Origin of the sequence: Erythrobacter fulvus, assembly GCF_028595285.1 — a bacterium.
Lineage (GTDB): Bacteria > Pseudomonadota > Alphaproteobacteria > Sphingomonadales > Sphingomonadaceae > Erythrobacter > Erythrobacter fulvus.
This window is the reverse complement of sequence record NZ_JAQQXQ010000006.1, coordinates 91,581-109,723: the sequence shown is the minus strand read 5'-3', so window position 1 is coordinate 109,723 and position 18,143 is coordinate 91,581. Positions and strand designations below refer to the sequence as shown.

The 18,143-nt window shown below is 66.0% G+C and carries 12 protein-coding genes; 6 read left to right on the top strand and 6 right to left on the bottom strand.

What is annotated here, in order from left to right; genetic code table 11:
* Positions 1 to 51: 51 nt before the first annotated feature.
* Positions 52 to 1,716: a DUF389 domain-containing protein gene (locus OIK40_RS09265; protein ID WP_273678031.1), complete on the bottom strand. Its 1,665-nt coding sequence runs from the start codon at positions 1,714 to 1,716 to the stop codon at positions 52 to 54.
* 213 nt (positions 1,717 to 1,929) lie between these two features.
* On the opposite strand from OIK40_RS09265, the gene OIK40_RS09260 reads away from it, so the two are divergent.
* The 5 genes from OIK40_RS09260 to OIK40_RS09240 all read left to right on the top strand — a co-directional run bounded on the left by OIK40_RS09260 (position 1,930) and on the right by OIK40_RS09240 (position 7,568).
* On the top strand, positions 1,930 to 3,159 hold the full coding sequence (locus OIK40_RS09260) for a toxic anion resistance protein (protein ID WP_273678029.1): 1,230 nt from the start codon (positions 1,930 to 1,932) through the stop codon (positions 3,157 to 3,159).
* Positions 3,159 to 3,977, top strand: a complete 819-nt coding sequence (locus tag OIK40_RS09255; protein WP_273678028.1) for a hypothetical protein — start codon at positions 3,159 to 3,161, stop codon at positions 3,975 to 3,977. The genes OIK40_RS09260 and OIK40_RS09255 overlap by 1 nt, the downstream gene beginning before the upstream one ends.
* A 3-nt stretch (positions 3,978 to 3,980) precedes the next feature.
* A complete protein-coding gene (locus tag OIK40_RS09250; RefSeq protein ID WP_273678026.1) occupies positions 3,981 to 4,280 on the top strand; it encodes a polyhydroxyalkanoic acid system family protein in 300 nt (99 codons plus the stop codon).
* 166 nt (positions 4,281 to 4,446) lie between these two features.
* Positions 4,447 to 5,034 carry a biliverdin-producing heme oxygenase gene (locus OIK40_RS09245; RefSeq protein ID WP_273678024.1) on the top strand — a complete coding sequence of 196 codons (588 nt, stop codon included), beginning with the start codon at positions 4,447 to 4,449 and terminating at the stop codon, positions 5,032 to 5,034.
* Positions 5,031 to 7,568, top strand: coding sequence for an HWE histidine kinase domain-containing protein (locus OIK40_RS09240; RefSeq protein ID WP_273678022.1), 2,538 nt, complete (start codon positions 5,031 to 5,033; stop codon positions 7,566 to 7,568). Before OIK40_RS09245 ends, OIK40_RS09240 begins: the two co-directional genes overlap by 4 nt.
* A 4-nt stretch (positions 7,569 to 7,572) precedes the next feature.
* Here the strand turns inward: OIK40_RS09240 and OIK40_RS09235 are convergent, their stop codons facing one another.
* The 3 genes from OIK40_RS09235 to OIK40_RS09225 all read right to left on the bottom strand — a co-directional run bounded on the left by OIK40_RS09235 (position 7,573) and on the right by OIK40_RS09225 (position 10,234).
* Positions 7,573 to 8,346, bottom strand: a complete 774-nt coding sequence (locus OIK40_RS09235) for a class I mannose-6-phosphate isomerase (RefSeq protein WP_273678162.1) — start codon at positions 8,344 to 8,346, stop codon at positions 7,573 to 7,575.
* A 23-nt stretch (positions 8,347 to 8,369) separates the two neighbouring features.
* Entirely contained in the window at positions 8,370 to 9,410 is a 1,041-nt protein-coding gene (locus tag OIK40_RS09230; RefSeq protein ID WP_273678021.1) for a mannose-1-phosphate guanylyltransferase, read from the bottom strand.
* Between the two features lie 104 nt (positions 9,411 to 9,514).
* Complete coding sequence (locus tag OIK40_RS09225) at positions 9,515 to 10,234, bottom strand: TonB family protein (protein WP_273678020.1); 720 nt, start codon at positions 10,232 to 10,234, stop codon at positions 9,515 to 9,517.
* 202 nt (positions 10,235 to 10,436) lie between these two features.
* On the opposite strand from OIK40_RS09225, the gene OIK40_RS09220 reads away from it, so the two are divergent.
* On the top strand, positions 10,437 to 13,394 hold the full coding sequence (locus tag OIK40_RS09220; protein ID WP_273678019.1) for an ATP-binding protein: 2,958 nt from the start codon (positions 10,437 to 10,439) through the stop codon (positions 13,392 to 13,394).
* Positions 13,395 to 13,504: 110 nt separating this feature from the next.
* On the opposite strand, the gene OIK40_RS09215 is transcribed toward OIK40_RS09220, so the two are convergent.
* Together OIK40_RS09215 and OIK40_RS09210 are read right to left on the bottom strand one after the other, a co-directional pair.
* Positions 13,505 to 16,921 carry a TonB-dependent receptor gene (locus OIK40_RS09215; RefSeq protein WP_273678018.1) on the bottom strand — a complete coding sequence of 1,139 codons (3,417 nt, stop codon included), beginning with the start codon at positions 16,919 to 16,921 and terminating at the stop codon, positions 13,505 to 13,507.
* A 250-nt stretch (positions 16,922 to 17,171) separates the two neighbouring features.
* On the bottom strand, positions 17,172 to 18,101 hold the full coding sequence (locus OIK40_RS09210) for an isopenicillin N synthase family dioxygenase (RefSeq protein ID WP_273678017.1): 930 nt from the start codon (positions 18,099 to 18,101) through the stop codon (positions 17,172 to 17,174).
* Between the last annotated feature and the right edge of the window lie 42 nt (positions 18,102 to 18,143).

The following is an 18,143-nucleotide window of genomic DNA, read 5'->3' as shown; positions in this document are numbered from 1 at the left end:
ATACTTTGTTATAATGTTGCGCGCAGCCGGGTGCCTCTTATGCTGCCCCCGCTATTCCTCCGCAGCCCATTCCACGCGCAGCGGGCCGAAGCCGTTGCGCAGCTGAACCTCCACGCCCTGTTCGCGCAAAAGCTCGGCGGCAATATCGGCCTGATCGCTGTCGCCAGTCAGCACCACGCCGCGGGCTAGCCGCTGCGCGGCCCAGGCGATCACCGCCAGCGCATCCCTGCCCTGCGCGGTCGGTCCGTCCTCGTCGAAACCGATCACTGCCGGGAGCGATGCCTGCGGCGGGATCAGTTCGACAGTCCATTCCGGTTCGGTCGCCGCGATCCGCGTCTCGAGCGTGCGATAGACCGCGAGCGGCGCGCCATCGAGCCGCTTCGCCCGCACCAGCGCACGGCGACGGTTGCGATCGATCAGCACGTCGCCTTCAGGCACGCCTGCCGCCAGCGAAAGGCGGGTGGCGAGCGCCTGCACACGCGCAGCGGCTGCTGCGGCTTCCTGCGCACGGGTGGCGGAAAGCTGCGCCCGCTGCGCCGCGCCCGCGCCCGTTTCGGTCTGGGTCTGTGTCAGCGTCAGAATCACTTCCCGGCCCAGCCGGTTTTCCAGCGCCCGGGCGATTTCCTTTTCGGCATCGGGCCGGATTACCGGCGTGAACATGATCGCGCTCACTTCCAGCGGATCGGAGGCAAAGTCGATCTCCACGGCATCGATCTGCGCAGGCCGCTCGAACCGTTCGCGGATCGCATCGCGCACAATACGCTGGGCGTTGGTCTCCCACGCGATCTGCTGGAGCGTGAAGGCGAGCGGAACAGCCAGCGCCACGAACACCGCCGCGACGAAGAAATTCTGCGCCTTGGTCTGCCCCTTGGTCAGCGTGCTGCGGAACCCGTAGAGCTTGGCCATCGCGAAAGCGGTGAGCGCGATGGTGAGCAGGTTGGTGACGAACAGCAGCAACGCGCCCGAGAACACCGTCCAGTTGAAGGTCGCAAGCCCGAAGCCGACCACTGCCAGCGGCGGCATCAAGGCGGTGGCAATGGCAACGCCCACGATCGTGCCCTCGCGTCCGCGGATCATCGCATAGGCGCCCGCAAGCGCGGAGAACAACGCCACGAACAGGTCGAACAGGTTGGGCCGGGTGCGTGCGGCGATTTCCGACGTGATGGTCTGGATCGGTGACGGGAAAACCAGTGCGGCGCACAACAGCACCGCCAATATGCTGCCCACGGCAAGGCTGCGTCCGGACTGTTTGAGCCAGTCCCAGTCGCCGATCGCCAGCGCGAAGCCCAGCCCCATGATCGGCCCCATCAGCGGCGAAAGCAGCATCGCCCCGATCACCACCGCAGGCGAGGACAGCAGCAGGCCGAGCACCGCGATACCGGCGCTCATCGCGGTCATGAAAAGATAGCGTTCGGACAGCGCGCAATCCTCGCGCCGCCGCTCGATCACCTCGGCCTGATCGACCTGACCGATAACCTGTTCAGCCCACCATTCGCGCACGGTGACCAGCGCGGCAGCCAGCGAAGCTCGCGCGGCGGACTGGTGTTGGGTGCCGGAGGATTCAGCCCCGGCTTGCCCGGCCTTTTCCTTCGTGTCGTCCGCAGCCTTGGCCGCCGCCTCGTCCTCTTCCATGCTCGGCTTGGCCAGTTCGACGTCCTCGGCACCGATATCCGCACCGGGCTCGGGTACGGCGTCGGGTTTGGCAGTATCACTCATCGATTGGCCTTTGCACGATTTGGCATGGCCCCCTTTAGTCTGCGGGACAGGCACTTGCCAAGCGTGAGCGACTTGCCGAGTATCGGCGATGGACGGACGACGGCGTTCCGGAGTAGCGTGCAGCGCGAACTTGAAAGGTGTGTTTTAGATTACTAATACAGTGGGGATGACCGGTGCCCGGCGCGCCGGGACATGAGGGAGCACGAGACAGGCATGAGCACCGAGACCAAAACGGCGACCGCAACCGCGACCGCGACCTCAGGGGACTTTTCGCTGACCCCGCCCGATCCGGTGCCCGAAGTCGCGCCCGAACAGGCCGCGGGCCTTGTTCCGGTCAGCGCCGAACAGAAATCCAAGCTCGACACCAAGGTCGATTCCTTCGTCAACGAACTAGTCTCGATCGATGCCAATTCGCCCGAATTCGGCGAGAAGGTCGATCAGATCACCCGCATGGGGCAGGAACAGATCCGTGCCGCCGCGGCGATGTCGAACCGCTTTCTCGACCGGCCTGTGCGGGCGATGGATGCCGACGGCAGCGTCGGCAAGGATCTCGCCGAACTGCGCCGGACGGTCGAAGACCTCGATCCGGGCCGCAAGGGCAAGATTTCCGGCCCGCGCAAGATCCTCGGCATCATCCCCTTCGGCAACAAGCTGAAGAACTACTTCGACAGCTATACCTCCGCGCAGGGCCATATCGCGGCGATCCTCCAGCGGCTCGAAAGCGGCAAGAAGGAACTCCACCTCGATAATGCCGCGATCGATACCGAGCGGCAGAAGCTGTGGGCGGCGATGGGCGAACTGGAACAGATGATCCACATCGCCAAGACGCTGGATGCGCGGCTGGAGGCCAAGGCGCTCGAACTCGACAGCTCCGATCCAGCCAAGGCCAAGGCGCTGCGCGAATCCGCGCTGTTCTATGTCCGCCAGCGCACGCAGGATCTGCTGACCCAGATGGCGGTGAGCGTGCAGGGCTACCTTGCGCTCGATCTGGTCAAGAAGAACAATGTCGAACTGGTGAAGGGCGTCGACCGTGCCAGCACCACCACCGTCGGCGCCCTGCGCACCGCCGTCACCGTCGCGCAGGCGATGACGAACCAGCGGCTGGTGCTTGGCCAGATTACCGCATTGAACCAGACCACCAGCGACATCATCGATTCCACCAGCACGCTGCTGCGCGAACAGACCGCGCAGATCCACGAACAGGCGGCGTCCAGCACTATCCCGCTGGAAACGCTCCAGCGCGCTTTCCAGAACATCTACGACACGATGGACGAGGTCGACAATTTCAAGATCCGCGCGCTGGATTCGATGAAGCAGACCGTGACCACGCTGTCGGCCGAGGTCGAAAAGTCCAAGGGCTATATCGCCCGCGCCGAAGGCCAGGCCCAGGCGCAGGCCAAGGTCGCGGCGAGTGAACCTTCGCTGCTGGCTCTGGATCGCTGATGGCTGATAGTACCCGCCAGAGCGAAAGCATCCTGCGCGAGGCCAAGCGAAGCCTTGCGGTACAGCGCGACGGCGGCACCCACCGCCCCGCCAAGAGCATCGGGCGCGGTTCGGCAAAGCTGAAGATGAAAAGCCTGCTCAAGCGGGTGCGCAACATCGCGCTGGCGGTGGTGGCGATCTGGGTAGGGGCGGGGATTTTCAGCGCGGTTATCGGCCCGTTGCTGTTCTGGGGCTTCATGGCAACGCTGCTTGCCACGGTCGTTGCGGTTGGCGTTCTTGGGGTTTTCCCCAAGGTGAAGGTTCCCAGGCGCGCCGATCTCAAACAGGGCAACCCGCAACAGATGGTCGCCCGCACCGAGCTGTGGCTCGAAGCCCAGCGCCCCGCGCTCCCGCCCCCCGCGCAGGCGATCGTCGATCAGCTGGGCGTGCAGCTGGACGCGCTCGGAGTGCAGCTCAAGGGGCTGGGCGACAACGAACCCGCGATGGCCGAAGTGCGCGAGCTGGTGGGCGAATATATCCCCGAGACGATCGACAATTACCGCAAGATCCCGGCGCAGCTGCGCACGGAAGAACACGCCGGCAAGACCGCCGACCAGCGCCTGACCGAAAGCCTCACCAAGCTGTCTGGCGAAGTCGATCGGGTCACCCGCCGCCTTGCGGAAGGCGCACTTGACGATCTGGCGATCAAGAGCCGCTATCTCGAATACCGCTATGGCGGGGCCGAGGCGCTGGAGGATCTGACCGGCGGCGGCGGAATGCCGGATACCGGCGTGCCCTTGCCCGATTTCTCGGTCGCGCCCACCAAAACGGGAGGCTAAACCATGCGCGTCACGCTGCAACACGATCTTTCCCGCGAGGAAGTCCGCCGGCGAATGCGCAACCATGCCGACGAGATTGCCGGGTTCTTCCCTCCCGGTCTTGCCAATGTCACCACCGGCTGGAGCAGCGATGACCGGATGGACATCACCGCCGAAGTGATGGGCATGTCCATCCCCGGCCGCGTCGATGTGGGTGAGGATCACGTGGTGATCAGCATGGACCTGCCGATGCTGCTTTCGGTGATGAAAGGCCCGCTGGAAGCGGCGGTGAAGAAGGAAGGCCAGCGCCTGCTCGCGCCCTGATCGCCCCCTGGCGTTACTGCCTGCAACTCTTCGCAGATTGATTGCCTTACCCGATTTGATCTGTCACAATTATCGGACAGGGAATCGTGCCTAACTTGCTTTACGCGGCGGGCGTGCAAGGCAGACCGGCATTCTGCCCTCGCAAGGGCAGGGAAAGACAGGTCTCATGGCAGCGGGCAAGCAACAGAAAGGGCTGGATGACGACCTGCGCAGCCACCTTCGTGCCGCAACGATGGCCGCGCATGACCTGCTCGATCACGCCATGCAGGAGGCCAGCGGCTGGCAGCAGCGCGAGGACTATGCCCGCTTTCTAGAACTCCAGCATGCCGCGCGCGCGCCGATCGAGGACTGGCTTGATGCCCATGCGCCCGACGGCCTCAATCCCCCGCACCAGACCCCGCTAATCGCGCACGATCTGGCGGCGCTGGGCAGGCCCGCCCCTGAGCCTGCACCGATGTTCACCATCGGCCGCACCGGCGCCGGCCATGCGCTGGGCGCGGCCTGGGTGCTAGCCGGTTCGGCGCTCGGCAATCGCAGCATCGCCAAGCAGGTGCGCCGGATTGGCGGCGGGGCATGGCCGATGGCCTTTCTGGGTGATGATGCCATGCTCGGCTTCTGGCAGGCCTTGCGCAGCCGGATCGAACAGCACCCCGGGACGGACGAGGCCGAAGGGGCGACCGATGCGGCAACCGCGGTATTCGCGCATTTCCTTGCCTTGGCCGAAAAAGCGCAAACGGCGGAGGCTGTCGCATGAATCTCCACCAGCGACAGGATTCGCTGACCGAGTGCGACCGTGAGCCGATCCACCACATCGCCGCGATCCAGAATTTCGGCGGGCTGATTGCGGCCGATGCGCAAGGCTTGCTCGCCCATGCCTCGGCCAACCTTGCGGACCTGCTCGGCCTCGCCGCGCAGCCCGGCCCCGGCACGCCGCTGACCGCGATTCTGGACCCCGAAGCCCTCGAACTGATCGAACAGGCGTTCGCCAGTCTGGCCGGGATTGACGTGCCGGAGCGGCGCTTCGGGCTCGATCTTGCCGGCAACGGCACGCTGTTCGACTGCGCCGTGCATCGCAGCGGCGACTTGTCGGTGATCGAGTTCGAACCCCACGCCCGCAACGATTTCGCCGATCACGTGGCGATGATCGTGCCCGTCATCGCCAAGCTTGAGGCTCTCTCCGATCCGCAGTCCCTGTGCGAAACCGCCGCGCGGCTGGTGCGACAGATGCTCGGTTATGACCGGGTGATGGTTTACCGCTTCCACCCCGACGACAGCGGCGAAGTGGTGGCCGAGGAACGCGAGCCGGAAATGGAGCCGTTTCTCGGCCTGCGCTATCCGGCCGCCGACATCCCCCGGCAGGCGCGCGAGTTGTTCCGCCGCAATCGCTTCCGGGTGATCGCCGACATGGACGCAGACGCCGTACCGATCATCCCCGAACGCGGGCCGGACGACACCCCGCTCGACCTGTCGATGAGCATGCTGCGCGCCCATTCGCAGATGCACCTTGCCTATATGCGCAACATGGGCGTGGGCGCCTCGCTCGCCATCGCGATCGTCCGGCACGATCGGCTGTGGGGCATGATTTCCTGCCACCATCGTGAACCGCGCCTGCCGCCGTTCTCGCTGCGCACCGTGGCGGAACTGCTCAGCCAGACGTTCTCCCTGATGCTTGACCGGATATTGGTCGCCCGGTCGGAAGAACTGCGCGCACGCGCGCGCGAGCTCAACGACCGGCTGCTGTTGCGGCTGACGGGCGGGTTGGCGCTGGCCGACAGCTTGCCGCTGATCGCCGAATTGCTGCGCGATGCGGTGCCGCATGACGGGCTGTCGCTGCTGGTCGGGGACGAATACCGCGCCAGCGGTGCCGCGCCGGACGAAGCCGCGTTCCGCAAGATCGCTCCCCTTCTGGCAAGCACGCTGGGCGGCGGGGTCCACGCCAGCAACCGGCTTGCCGATCAGATCCCCGAAGCGGGTGGTTTTGCCGATTTCGCCGCCGGTGCGCTGATGCTGCCGCTGTCGCGCGCCAGCCGCGATTGTCTGGTGCTGTGGCGCCGCCCGCTTGACCGGACAATCACTTGGGCTGGCGATCCGGACAAGGCACGCGCCGCACCCGGCGAACTGCTCCAGCCGCGCGCCAGTTTTGCCGCGTGGCAGGAAATCGTGCGCGGTCGCAGCACCGACTGGGATGCCGAACAATGCGAGATCGCTGCCCGCCTGCGCCGCACTCTGATCGAAGTGGTGCTGCGGCTGGGCGAAGAGGCAAGCCGCGAACGCGCCCGTTCGGCCGAGCAGCAGGATCTGGTGATTGCCGAACTCAATCACCGGGTGCGCAATATCCTCGGCCTGATCCGGGCGCTGGTGACGCAGTCGCAGCACGAGGCGTTGAGCGTTCCCGGCTTTGCCGCGATCCTCGGCGGGCGCATCGCCGCACTGGCCGCCGCGCATGAAAACCTCACCGCCAAGAACTGGGGCCCGGCCTCGCTGCGCGATCTGCTGGAAACCGAACTCGCGCCCTATCGGGGCACCGGCGCTGCCCGCTTTACGCTGAGCGGAGAGGACGTCGCGCTCGGCCCTGAAGCCTATACCGTGCTGGCACTGGTGGTGCATGAAATGGCGACCAATTCGGCCAAATACGGCGCGTTGTCGGCGCGGGCGGGACGGCTTGAGGTGCGGCTGGCGCGCACGGCGTTCGGCGATCTTGCGCTGGGCTGGCGCGAGGCAGGCGGACCGCCGGTCAGCGCGCCCGCGCGGCAGGGGTTTGGTTCGACCATCATCAGCCGCGCGATCCCGCATGATCTGGGCGGCGAAGCCGATGTGCGCTTCCGGCTGGAGGGACTGGAGGCCGACTTCCTCATCCCGCAGCGTCATCTGGCCGATGCCGCCACGACGCGCCCCGCGCCTGCAACGGCGCCCCCATCCGCGCCCGCACCGGCATCAGACCCCTCGCTTCCCGCGCGGGTGCTGGTGGTGGAGGACAGCATCATCATCGCGCTCGACACCGAGGAGAACCTCAAACGTCTCGGCGTGGCTGAAGTCCGGGTGGAAAGCAGCGTCGCAGGGGCACTGGCCGCAATCGCCGAAAGCCCGCCCGACTTCGCGCTGATCGACTTCAATCTGGGGGGCGAAAGTTCCGAGCCGATTGCCGCCGCCCTGCGCGATGCCGGTGTGCGCTTCGTGCTGGCGACCGGCTATGCCGAAGGCGGCGGAACATTCGACCGGCTCGGCGCGTCGGGAGTGCTGCGCAAGCCTTATGGCAAGGGCGATATCGAACGGCTGATCGCAGGCTGAGCGACTAAGCCGGGCGCACCAGCAGCGTTACCTCGGCGCGGCTGAAATCGAGGCCGCCAAGACCCGGCGCATAAAGACATTCCCCCGCACCGGCCTGCGCCGTGCCGTCCAACGCGGCGACTGTGCCAGCTAGCGGCAAGGCCAGCATCGCGCCGTCATATGCGGCGATCGTCGCGGCATCGGGCACGCCTTCGATCCGGTCAAACCGGAAATGCGGTCCGTTGACCAGCACCTGACCGGCAGCGATGCTGCGGCGGTGCTCGGCCGCGTAGGGACCGCCTTCGGCCACCGCCAGCGCCCGCTTGAGGTGGAGCTCGCGCGGGCGTCCATAGTCGTAAAGCCGGAAGGTGGTGTCGCTGTTCTGCTGCACCTCTACCAGCGACACGCCGGGGCCGATGGCATGAACGGTACCGGCAGGAAGATAGAACAGATCGCCCGCGCGCGCGGGATGCCAGGCGAGCAGGTTCTCGATCGTGCCACCAAGCGCGGCGGCCTCAATCTCCTGTGACGAAACCTCCCGCGCAAAGCCGATCGCGAGGCGGGCGCCTGGCTGGGCGTCGAGCACCAGCCAGCATTCTTCCTTGCCAGCCTCGCCCGGCAACGCATCGGCATCGGACGGGTGCACCTGGACAGACAACTTTTCGGAAGTGAACAGGTATTTCACCAGCACCTGCGACAATTCGGGCGGCGGTTCAAACCAGATCTCCCCGATCCGTTCGCCTTGCGGCGCGACGAAAGGCGCGGGCAGCTGCTCGCGACCCCAGACCTTGGCGACCATGCGGGTGGGAAGCTGGCGCGCCGTCACTGGTTGGCGGCCCCTGGCAATTTGCCGACCGCCTGCGCGCCCTCGCGCGTGGTGACCAGCACTTCGTCGCCGCTGACGATGATGCACACATTCTCCAGCCCGACGGCGGAGATGCGCGGCCCGTCGGTCTGCGCAAACACGCCCTTGCAGTCAGCCAGATCGACCGGCCCGCCGCGGGCGACATTGCCGTTGCCATCCACCGAAGCGGCCAGCGCATCGGCGAGCGCGGCCCAGTTGCCGATGTCGGACCAGCCCATGTCCGCCGGCACCATTGCCGCACGATCGGTGTTTTCCATCACCGCGTAGTCGATCGAATCCCCCGCGATCGCGGCGAAGGGTTCTGCCGCAGGCAGGAAGCGCGCGCCATCATCCCGCCCTTCGCTTACCGCCTGCCTGACCAGCCGCGCCATATCGGGGCGGTGTACGGCCAGTTCGGCCAGCAGGTGTCCGGCGCGGAAGGCGAAGATCCCGCCGTTCCAGCTGAAATCGCCGCTGGCGAGATATTCCCGCGCGCGGGCGAGGTCGGGCTTTTCGACGAAGCGGCGGATGGCATAGCCGCCGGGAAGCGGATCGCCGCGTTCGAGATAGCCATATCCCGTTTCGGGCCGGTCGGGTGCGATGCCGAAGGATACGAGATAATCCTGCGCCGCCAGCGCCGCTGCCGCCAGCGCCGCGGCGCGGAAGGCGGCGCTGTCACCAATATAATGGTCGCTCGGGCAGACGAGCATCACCGCGTCTTCGGGCAACAACGCCGCTGCCAGCGCAATCGCGGGCGCGGTGTTGCGCGCGCAGGGTTCGATCACCAGCCGCGCGCCCGGCGTATCGCGCAGCTGATCGCTGATGATATCGGCATGGGCCGCACCTGCCACCACCATCGGCGGGGCAAAGCGATCATCGCCCGCCATGCGGCGCACCGCCTGTTCGAACAGCGTTTCCTGGCTCACCAGCGGCAGGAGCGGCTTGGGCAGCGCCACGCGGCTCAATGGCCACAGCCGGGTGCCGCTTCCGCCGCAAAGGATCACCGGGTGGATAGGCACGACGTATTCTGCTCCTTGCTGCCGCAAATGTCGGCTATATCAAGCCAAACGCCGATGCCAGCCCCAATGCCGTGCCTGTGCAAAAAGGGGGCAAATCCCCGCAATCAGAACCAGCGCTGGCGCCAGTAAAACGGCGCTGCCACGGGGTTGCCCTGGCCATCGGTCGCGGGCCGGAAGCCGAGCCTGCTTTCGACCAGCTGGCAGGTGATGCGATCGGCTTCGGGGTCGGGGCTCGGGCGATAGATGCTGCAATTGCGCGCGCGCCCGTCGGTGCCGACGATCACCCGCACGATCACCTCTGTGCCCTGCCGCGCCGAACGTCCGCCTTCGGGCACGGGGAAATCGCGCGCATTGTCGATGCTGCCGGAAATATGCACCGGCTTCGTCACGGCCACGCCCCCGCGCCCGCCGCCGCTATTACCGCTGCCGGTACCAAACCCGCTGCCGGCCGCCCCCGTCCCCTCGCCTGCCGAGGTGGCACCCGATCGACTGGCCGTGCCGGTGGAGGACGCACGCGGGCGGGGCGTTTCCTCGCGCAGATCGCGCGGCGCGGGAGGCTGCGTCACAGGCTGCGGCACCGCATCCTTCCCCGGATCGCCTTGCGCCCCCTCATCCGGTTCGGGCTGGTTTTCGGGCGGCGGCGGCGGAGTTGTGACGGTGACGGTAAAGGCCGAGACCACCTGTTTCTGCACCGAAGCGGTGAAATCGGGCGCCAGACCCCGCGCCAGACCATAAAGCGCGGCGATGTGCAGCAACACGATACCCGCCAGCAAGGGCAGGCTGGGGCGTCGACGTTGACGCTGGAAGCCTATCGGTCGCGGCATCGCGGACGTCCTGTCAATCGCTTGTGCCTCCATTCCGGACGAGGTTACGCCGGAATCGCTCTTCGACTTCCTATAGCACGACCGCACATTTTGGCGATGGAGCGCAAGGATCGATCGCGCGACACACTGTGACCTAGGCGCCGGAGCCGCCGTGCCCGGCAGCCCGAAGGATTCCGCCCTGACGGACGGAAGCGGCGTTCGCATGTCCTGCGCCGGCCCGGAAACAGAGGCACCGCCGCAGCCACGCGCGCAGCGGATGCGTGATGCGTGGCTGGCGCATGTGCGGCTGGCGGCCGGACCGATCGATCATCGCTCGCTGGTCCTGTCCGTGCTGGGCGGCGCGGCCTACCTTGCGCTGGCCTGCCTCAGCCTGCTCCCCGATCGCGGCCTAGCGATGGTGGCGCCCGTATGGCTGCCCAATGCGCTGGCGGTCGTGCTGCTGCTGCGCGCACGGCTCGGCAATGAATGGCTTTTCCTCGCGCTGGCCTTCCTTGCCAGCCTTGCCGCCAATCAGGTGCTACAACTGCCATGGCAGACCGCGCTTTTGTTCTCGCTGGCCAATATCGTCGAGATCGCATTGGTAGTGAGCCTGACGCGCACTGCGGATGACCGGCCAATCGACATGAGCCGCCTGTCCGATCTTGCCCGCTTCGTCTGGGCCGGCGGGCTGGTCGGCCCGTTGGTCTCGACCGTGCTGGTCGCGCCGATCATGGGTGGCCAACTGGCGGCAGTCCGCGAAGGTTCGGTCACGTGGTTCCTGACCGACAGCATGGCGATGGTGCTGATCGTGCCGCCCGGACTGCTGCTGGTCGACTGGGTGCGCGGCGGCCTGCCGTTTGCCTCTGCGCGGCGGTGGGAGGGGTTCGGGCTGCTGATCGCAGGGATGACCTGCGCGCTGCTGGTATTCAATCAGGCGCATTATCCGCTGATGTTCCTGATCCAGCCGATCACACTGCTGCACGCCTTCCGGCTCGGCAGCCTCGGCACGGCGGTGCATGTGGCCGGGGTGGCGCTGGTGGCCGGGGTGATGACATGGGCGGGATTCGGGCCGATCGCCGCCGCCTCGTCCGCGGGGATGACCCAGCTGCACCTGCTGCAAGCCTTCGTCGCCGCCAACTTCCTGACCGGTCTGCCCGTGGCCGCGATCCTCGCCGGGCGAGACCGGATCATGACCCAGCTCGAAGCGGGCAAGCGGCAGGTCGATCTGCTGGCCGAGAATATCACCGATGCGGTGCTGCGCTATGACCTCGATGGCGTGTGCACCTATGCCTCGCCTTCGGTGCGCGAGGTGATGGGGGCGCCGCCCGAAACCTATGTCGGCAAGCCGGTGACTGCACGGCTGCACCCCGAAGCGCACGACCGGGCGATGCAGGCGCTGGGGCGGTTGTTCGACGGCACGTCCGACAAGGAACGCGTGACCTATCGCCGGGTCGAGGACAATCCCGACGGCAGCCCCGTGTTTCTCGAGGCCGACTGCGCGATCATCCGCAATCCCGAAACCGGCTTGCGCGAAGGCGTGGTCGTGGCCGCGCGCGATGTGACCGAGCGGGTCGAGCTGGAGCTGCTGCTGACCCGCGCCCGCCGCCATGCCGAGAATGCGGCACAGGCCAAAAGCGAATTCCTTGCCAATATGAGCCACGAGATCCGCACACCGATGAACGGCGTGCTGGGCTTTGCCGAATTGATGCTTCGCGGCGAGCTGGACCCCGATCAGCGCCGCCATGCGCAGATGATCGTCGAATCCGGCCGTTCGATGATGATGCTGCTCAATGATGTGCTGGATTTGTCGAAGATCGAAAGCGGCCAGTTTGGGATCGATCACGCGCCGGTCGATCTGCACGCCACCCTGGCGGAGTGCGCAGCGCTGCACCGCCTGACGGCAGAGAGAAAAGGCCTGACCCTCGTCTTCGCGAACGACGATGACGATCTGCCCCGACATGACGGCGACGATCAGCGCCGCCCTTGGATCGTGACCGACGGGCTGCGGCTGCGCCAGATCGTGCTCAACCTGCTCGGCAATGCGGTGAAATTCACCGAGGCAGGGGCGATCACGCTGGCCTATGCGGTGGGCGAAGATGGCATCCGCATCAGCATTGCCGATACCGGGATCGGCATCAGCGCCAACCGGCTGGAAATGATCTTCCACCCCTTCACGCAAGGGGAAAGCGACATCGCACGGCGGTTTGGCGGCACCGGACTGGGACTGTCGATCAGCCGCCAGCTGGCCGGATTGCTGGGCGGGCGGATCGAGGTGGAAAGCGAACCGGGCAAGGGATCGCGCTTCACGCTGGTGCTGCCCGCGCAATTGGCGCAGGCAGAACGCGCGGCGGAAGAAGCGGGGGATGCCGAAGAGGCAGAAATGCCCCCGGCGTCTCGGATCCTGCTGGTCGAGGATCACGACATCAACCGCATGCTGGTGAGCGAGATGCTCGAACGTTGCGGGCAGGATGTCGCCATCGCGCATGACGGGAACGAAGCGATCGCGATGGTGATCGACAGCGTGATGCGCGACAAGCTGTTCGATCTGGTGCTGATGGACGTGCAGATGCCCGGGTGCGACGGCTATGCCGCGACCCGCGCGATTCGGGCCGAGGGGATCGGGCCGGACTTGCTGCCGATCATCGCGCTGACTGCGAATGCCTTTCCCGAAGATATCGCCGCCGCGCGGGCTGCGGGGATGCAGGCGCATCTCGCCAAGCCGGTTGCGCTGCGCGATCTGGTGCGCGCGCTCCAGCGTTGGCTGCCGACACGCATCGTCGAGACTGTCCCCGTCACGGAAGCAGGCAGAGCGCGCGGGGAGCGTGTCTCCGGTTGGCCGGTCCGGCCGCATTCGCCGCGCCTGCTCGCTCGCTGGGAGGCGCGGCGGCGCGAGGCGGTGGAGGCGGTTCGCGCCGCACTGCGCGACGGCACGCTGGCCGCGCCCCGACCGGCGGCGGCAGCGGTATCGGGCGAAACGCTCGCACTGCTGCTGCACAAGCTGGCCGGCACAGCCGGAATGTTCGGCGAGGCCGCGTTGGGCGAGAGCGCGGCGGCGCTCGAACGGGCGCTGGCGATGGAGCAGTCGGGCGAGGCCTGCGTGACGCTGGCGCGCGAATTGCTGGCGCTCGCCGATCATCCGGCGGAAACCGGACAGCGCAAGATCGGCGACGCAGCGGGTTGAACGCCTCTGCCCCGGCGCGTCCGCAGCATCTGCCCTGCCCCCAAACGCAAACGGCGGAGCCCGAAGGCCCCGCCGCTCACTTGTCCTGAAAGATCAGGCCGCTTTACGAATTAGAATTCGTAGCGCGCACCGATCTGGATCCGCCATGCCGACGGCCCCGGAGCGATGAAGTTCTGATCGTCCGGCGCGAAGCCGCTGATGATGTAGCGGCCCTGCGAGTCCACACCGCCATCGACCACGTCGACGAATTCCGGACGGCGACGCAGCACGTTCCAGTCATTGTCGAGCAGGTTGAGGAAGTTCTGGAAGTCCGCGAACAGCGTGACCTTGTCCTGCGTGATGCCGGTGAGCTTGCCGATGAACGGCAGTTCCTGGCTGAAACGCAGGTCCATGTCGAAGTGCCAGTCCTGGTTACAGGTGTTGCGCGCGATCGAGGCACCCGGGGTGAAGTCGCACCCGCTGGCGTTCACGTAGTCGATCAGGCTCGCCACCGCAGCAGCATTCGACAAGGGCGACACGTTCGGATCGTTCACGCCGCTCGGGATGTAGAGCAGCGCGTTGTCGGTGCCCGAAGCGCTGTCGTTGAACACGCCGCCGTTATCGAAGGTCAGGCTGTACGGGAGGCCCGAACGCGCCCGGAAGAAGATACCGAAGTTGGTATCGTAACCGTCGATGAACTCTTCACGCAGGTTGAAGGTCGCGGTGATGTTGTGACGCACTTCGAAGTTCGAAGTCGACACCGCCGGGTTCTGACGATCGAAGGCCGCGGTGACGTCGTACGACGAAGTCGCGGTCGACGAACCGTTGTTGCGGTTGTTCTCCGAGTCGGTGAAGGCGTAGCCGAAGTTCACGTTGAACGAACCGCCCTGGGTGAACAGACCGCCCTGGAAACGCTTCGACAGGATGATCGAGGCGACGTGGCTTTCGTAGCTCGGCCCGTTGGTGAGCTGGATTTCGTCGTCACGGCCGATGCGGTTGAAGCACTGCGCGGTGACACCCTGCCACACCGGCGGCGTGCCGCCCGAGTAGTCGAGCGTGGCGTTGCAGCCCGCCGCATCCGGATCGTTCGGGTCGATCGCCGCGTAGATCGGACGCCCGTCAACCGTGAAGCCGTTGAGGCCACGGGTGATGTTCGGGGTCTGCGACAGGTCGACGAAGTTCAGCGTGTCGTTGAACCGCGAGTAGATGTAGTCGAGGTTCAGCTTCCAGTTGCTGAAGAAGCCGGTTTCGGTGCCGAAGGTGGTGGCAAAGCCGATATTGGCACGAACCACGGTCGGAACGTCGAACTCGGGATCGGTCGACTGGGTGTCGGCCAGACCCGCAGCCGCTTCAGCCGAACCGGCAGCCCGGATACAGGCCGGGAAGCCGGTGAAGTTGCCTGATGCGTCGAGCACCGAGGGCTGACCATCGGCGTTGCGCGGCAGATCGGCTGCCGAGCAGTTCGCCGAGGTGCCGAGGCCGGTCGAGAAGCCGTTGTTCGAGAAGGCGTTCGAGAAGTACACCACCGGGTCACCGCCCGAGAACACGCCGACGCCGCCGGTCAGGCGCGAGCCCGAGAAGAAGCCGTCATTGTCGAACTCGTAGGTCGCCGAAACGCGCGGCAGGAGCACCGGGTCGAGGCGGCTGAACGGGTTGGCGTTGGTGAAGCCGTAGCGGTCGAGGAACTGCGGGTTGGCCCGCGGCGCATCGCCCGAATAGAGCTGCACGCGGACACCGGCGTTGATCGCCAGCTGATCGGTCGCCTGCCATTCGTCCTGGGCGTAGAACGACCAGATGGTACGGCCGAAGCGCGCGGCGGCTTCGTTGATGTCGCCGCTGGGCGAGGCGTTGATGTCACCCGCGACCGACAGACCGTCGACGATCTGCTGCTGGGTCGGGAAGATCGTCGAACCCGGCGACAGCAGGCCGGCTTCGAAGTCGGCGAGGTTGCGGAAGTACAGCGAACCGGTCGCGTTGACGGCGAACAGGTTGTAAACCGACAGATCGTTCACTTCGGCGCCGAGCTTGAAGAAGTGGCCGCCGCCAGCGTCGATGTTCATCTGGAAGCGGGCCTGATCGATCCGGGTGTCGAGCTGGTTGGCCGAGCGGAAGATGCCCGGGCCGGTCGACAGCAGGCCTTCCTGCGTGGTCAGGCCGGCAACCGGTTCAACGCCGACGACGAGACGCACGATCGGGCTGTCGGACTGGGCTTCGCCGCCGCCGACAGGGCCCTGCACGTCACCGACTTCGGCGCGGCTCACGCGCAGTTCGGTCGAAACCGAGTCGCTCCATTCCGAATAGAGACGGACCGAGTAGTAGTCCGACAGCGTGCCTTCGTCCTCGAACGAGTTGAGGCCGGTCAGGTTCTGGCCGCCGAAATCGCTTTCGACGTTGGTTTCCTCAAGCCGCTGGTAGGTGGCTTCGAGACGGTGACCTTCGGCAAGCACGGCGTCGAGACGACCGAAGTAACGCACCGAAGCTTCGGGCAGCGCGGTCGGGTAACCGCCGGTGTCCTGACCATAGACGTCGCGCGCGATGCGAGCGAATTCGTTGAACTGGTCCTGGGTGACGAAGTTGGCTTCGTTCACGAAACCGCCGCCGGCGGGGCCGAATTCATTGCCGTCGCCCAGATCGGTTTCTTCATAGCCGAACGAGAAGAACAGACGGTCCTTGATGATCGGGCCAGACAGGGTGGCGCCCCAGCGCTTTTCCTGGCTGCCGGTGTCGAGATCGCCGACCATGCCGCCATCGAAATAGGTGATGAAGGCCGAGCCGTGGAACTCGTTGCCGCCCGCCTTGGTGACGACGTTGACGAGACAGCCGGTGAATTCCGAATATTCGACGTCGAACGGCGCGAATTCGACCGAAACCTGGTCGACCACGTCGAACGGCAGCGGCAGCGCGTTACGCGCGGCAAACGGCGTGCCGTTGAGGCCGAAGGTGTCCGCCTGCACGATACCGTCAACGGTGAAGGTGTTCGAACGGTCGTTGCCGCCGAGGCAGGAAATGCGCTCGACGTCGTTCTGGTTGTCCAGCGCAACGCGCGGGTCGATGCGGATGATGTCGCGGATGTCGCGGGTGATCGACGGGAAGGATTCGAGCTCTTCCTGGCCGAACGCGGTGCCCGGGCCGACAGCGACCTGGCTTACGCGGGCGCGGGCGCCGGTAACGATGATGGTGTTGTCGGCCGAACCGGCAGCGGTCGAAGCCAGCGCGAAGTTAAACGCGGTGCGGCCACCGATGTTGGTGTTCACGCTTTCAACCGTCTGGCCTTCGAAGCCGTCGGCGGTCACGGTGATCTGGTATTCGCCCGGCTGCAGCGAGACGATGCGGAAGCCGCCGTTGGAATCGGTGGTGGTGGTGCGGGTCGCGTTGTTCGCGGCGTTGGTCACGGTGACGACGGCGCCGGCGAGCGGGTTGCCGTTTTCATCGGTGACCTGGCCTTCGACGCCCGAGGTGATCTGCTGGGCGGCGGCCGGTGCCGCGACGAAAGTGGTGGTTGCGGCAAGGCTGACGACGCTTGCGGCAAGAAGATACTTAAGCTTCATGAAAGTAGCCCCTGGTGACAGTGGAGAGAGAGATCGGTTGCCGGGCTCCCCTAGGCCCGCGTGACTGCGGAAAAGCGACTGTTCTGTGACAGTTTGATGAAACCCGCCGCGGCCATAACGCGTTTCCTCGGAAAGCGTGACTTCGGGCACACAGAATCCGGCGGATTTGCGCGACTTCTGTTGCAGGTGTTGCATCTACGCAACGAATCAGGGTTTTTTGGGTAAGCCCGTCCACCGCGTCCCGCGCGACTCAGGCGAGATTGATCTCGCGCAGGCGCTGCATGAGGAAATCATGCGCACTGATCGGTGCCGGCGGCGGGGCTGCATCGTCGGCAGAGATGCATTCCGGCAGCGGCTCGATCAGGAAATCAGGCCGGAAATGCAGGAAAAAGGGCATGGAATAGCGCGAACGCCTTGCCGCTTCCCCGCGCGGGTTCACCACCCGGTGCGTGGTCGAGCGCAGCCGCCCGTTGGTCTGGCGTTCGAGCATATCGCCGACATTGATCACCAGCGCGCCTTCCACTGCCGGGATCGGTAGCCACTCGCCCTGCTTCGTCAGCAGTTCGAGCCCCGCTTCCTCGGCGCCGAGCAGCAGCGTGATGGTGTTGATGTCACCATGCGCAGCGGCGCGAATCGCCCCTTCGGGGGCGTCGTCGCCCAGCGGCGGATAGTGCAGCAGGCGCATCACCGAATTGCCGTCCTCGACGGAGGCCGCGAAGAAATCACGCGGACGGCCCAGGTGCAGCGCGATCGCTTCGAGCACGCGGGCACCAGCGACTTCGAATGCGGTGAACAGCGCGCTCATGGTTTCGCGGAAGCCCTCGACCTCGGCAGGCCAGATGTTGGGGGCCATGAACTGCGCCAGCGGATGATCGGCGGGCAGATCGCGCCCGACGTGCCAGAATTCCTTGAGATCGAACACCTCGGCATCCTTGGCCTTTTCGGTGCCGAACGGGGTATAGCCGCGCGCGCCGCCGCCGCCTTCGATCTTGTAAGCGCGCTTGACCGCGTCGGGCAGCGCGAAGAACGCCTTGGAGACGGCTTCGGCCTCGTCGATCAGGCTCTGCGGGATGCCGTGATCGCGGACCACGGCAAAGCCGTATTCGGCAAAACTGCGACCGAGTTCGTCGGCGATGTTTTCAAGCGGCTGGGCGAGGCTGACGGATGCGATTTCGTTCATGCGCGCGGCCTTACACCTGCGCCTGCCTTTCTGCCAAGAGGA

What these genes read in the sequence shown, in the direction of transcription:
- OIK40_RS09265 (WP_273678031.1), bottom strand. Translation starts at nt 1,716, where the DNA reads ATGAGTGATACTGCCAAACCCGACGCCGTACCCGAGCCCGGTGCGGAT.
- OIK40_RS09260 (WP_273678029.1), top strand. Translation starts at nt 1,930, where the DNA reads ATGAGCACCGAGACCAAAACGGCGACCGCAACCGCGACCGCGACCTCA.
- OIK40_RS09255 (WP_273678028.1), top strand. Translation starts at nt 3,159, where the DNA reads ATGGCTGATAGTACCCGCCAGAGCGAAAGCATCCTGCGCGAGGCCAAG.
- OIK40_RS09250 (WP_273678026.1), top strand. Translation starts at nt 3,981, where the DNA reads ATGCGCGTCACGCTGCAACACGATCTTTCCCGCGAGGAAGTCCGCCGG.
- OIK40_RS09245 (WP_273678024.1), top strand. Translation starts at nt 4,447, where the DNA reads ATGGCAGCGGGCAAGCAACAGAAAGGGCTGGATGACGACCTGCGCAGC.
- OIK40_RS09240 (WP_273678022.1), top strand. Translation starts at nt 5,031, where the DNA reads ATGAATCTCCACCAGCGACAGGATTCGCTGACCGAGTGCGACCGTGAG.
- OIK40_RS09235 (WP_273678162.1), bottom strand. Translation starts at nt 8,346, where the DNA reads ATGGTCGCCAAGGTCTGGGGTCGCGAGCAGCTGCCCGCGCCTTTCGTC.
- OIK40_RS09225 (WP_273678020.1), bottom strand. Translation starts at nt 10,234, where the DNA reads ATGCCGCGACCGATAGGCTTCCAGCGTCAACGTCGACGCCCCAGCCTG.
- OIK40_RS09220 (WP_273678019.1), top strand. Translation starts at nt 10,437, where the DNA reads ATGTCCTGCGCCGGCCCGGAAACAGAGGCACCGCCGCAGCCACGCGCG.
- OIK40_RS09215 (WP_273678018.1), bottom strand. Translation starts at nt 16,921, where the DNA reads ATGAAGCTTAAGTATCTTCTTGCCGCAAGCGTCGTCAGCCTTGCCGCA.
- OIK40_RS09210 (WP_273678017.1), bottom strand. Translation starts at nt 18,101, where the DNA reads ATGAACGAAATCGCATCCGTCAGCCTCGCCCAGCCGCTTGAAAACATC.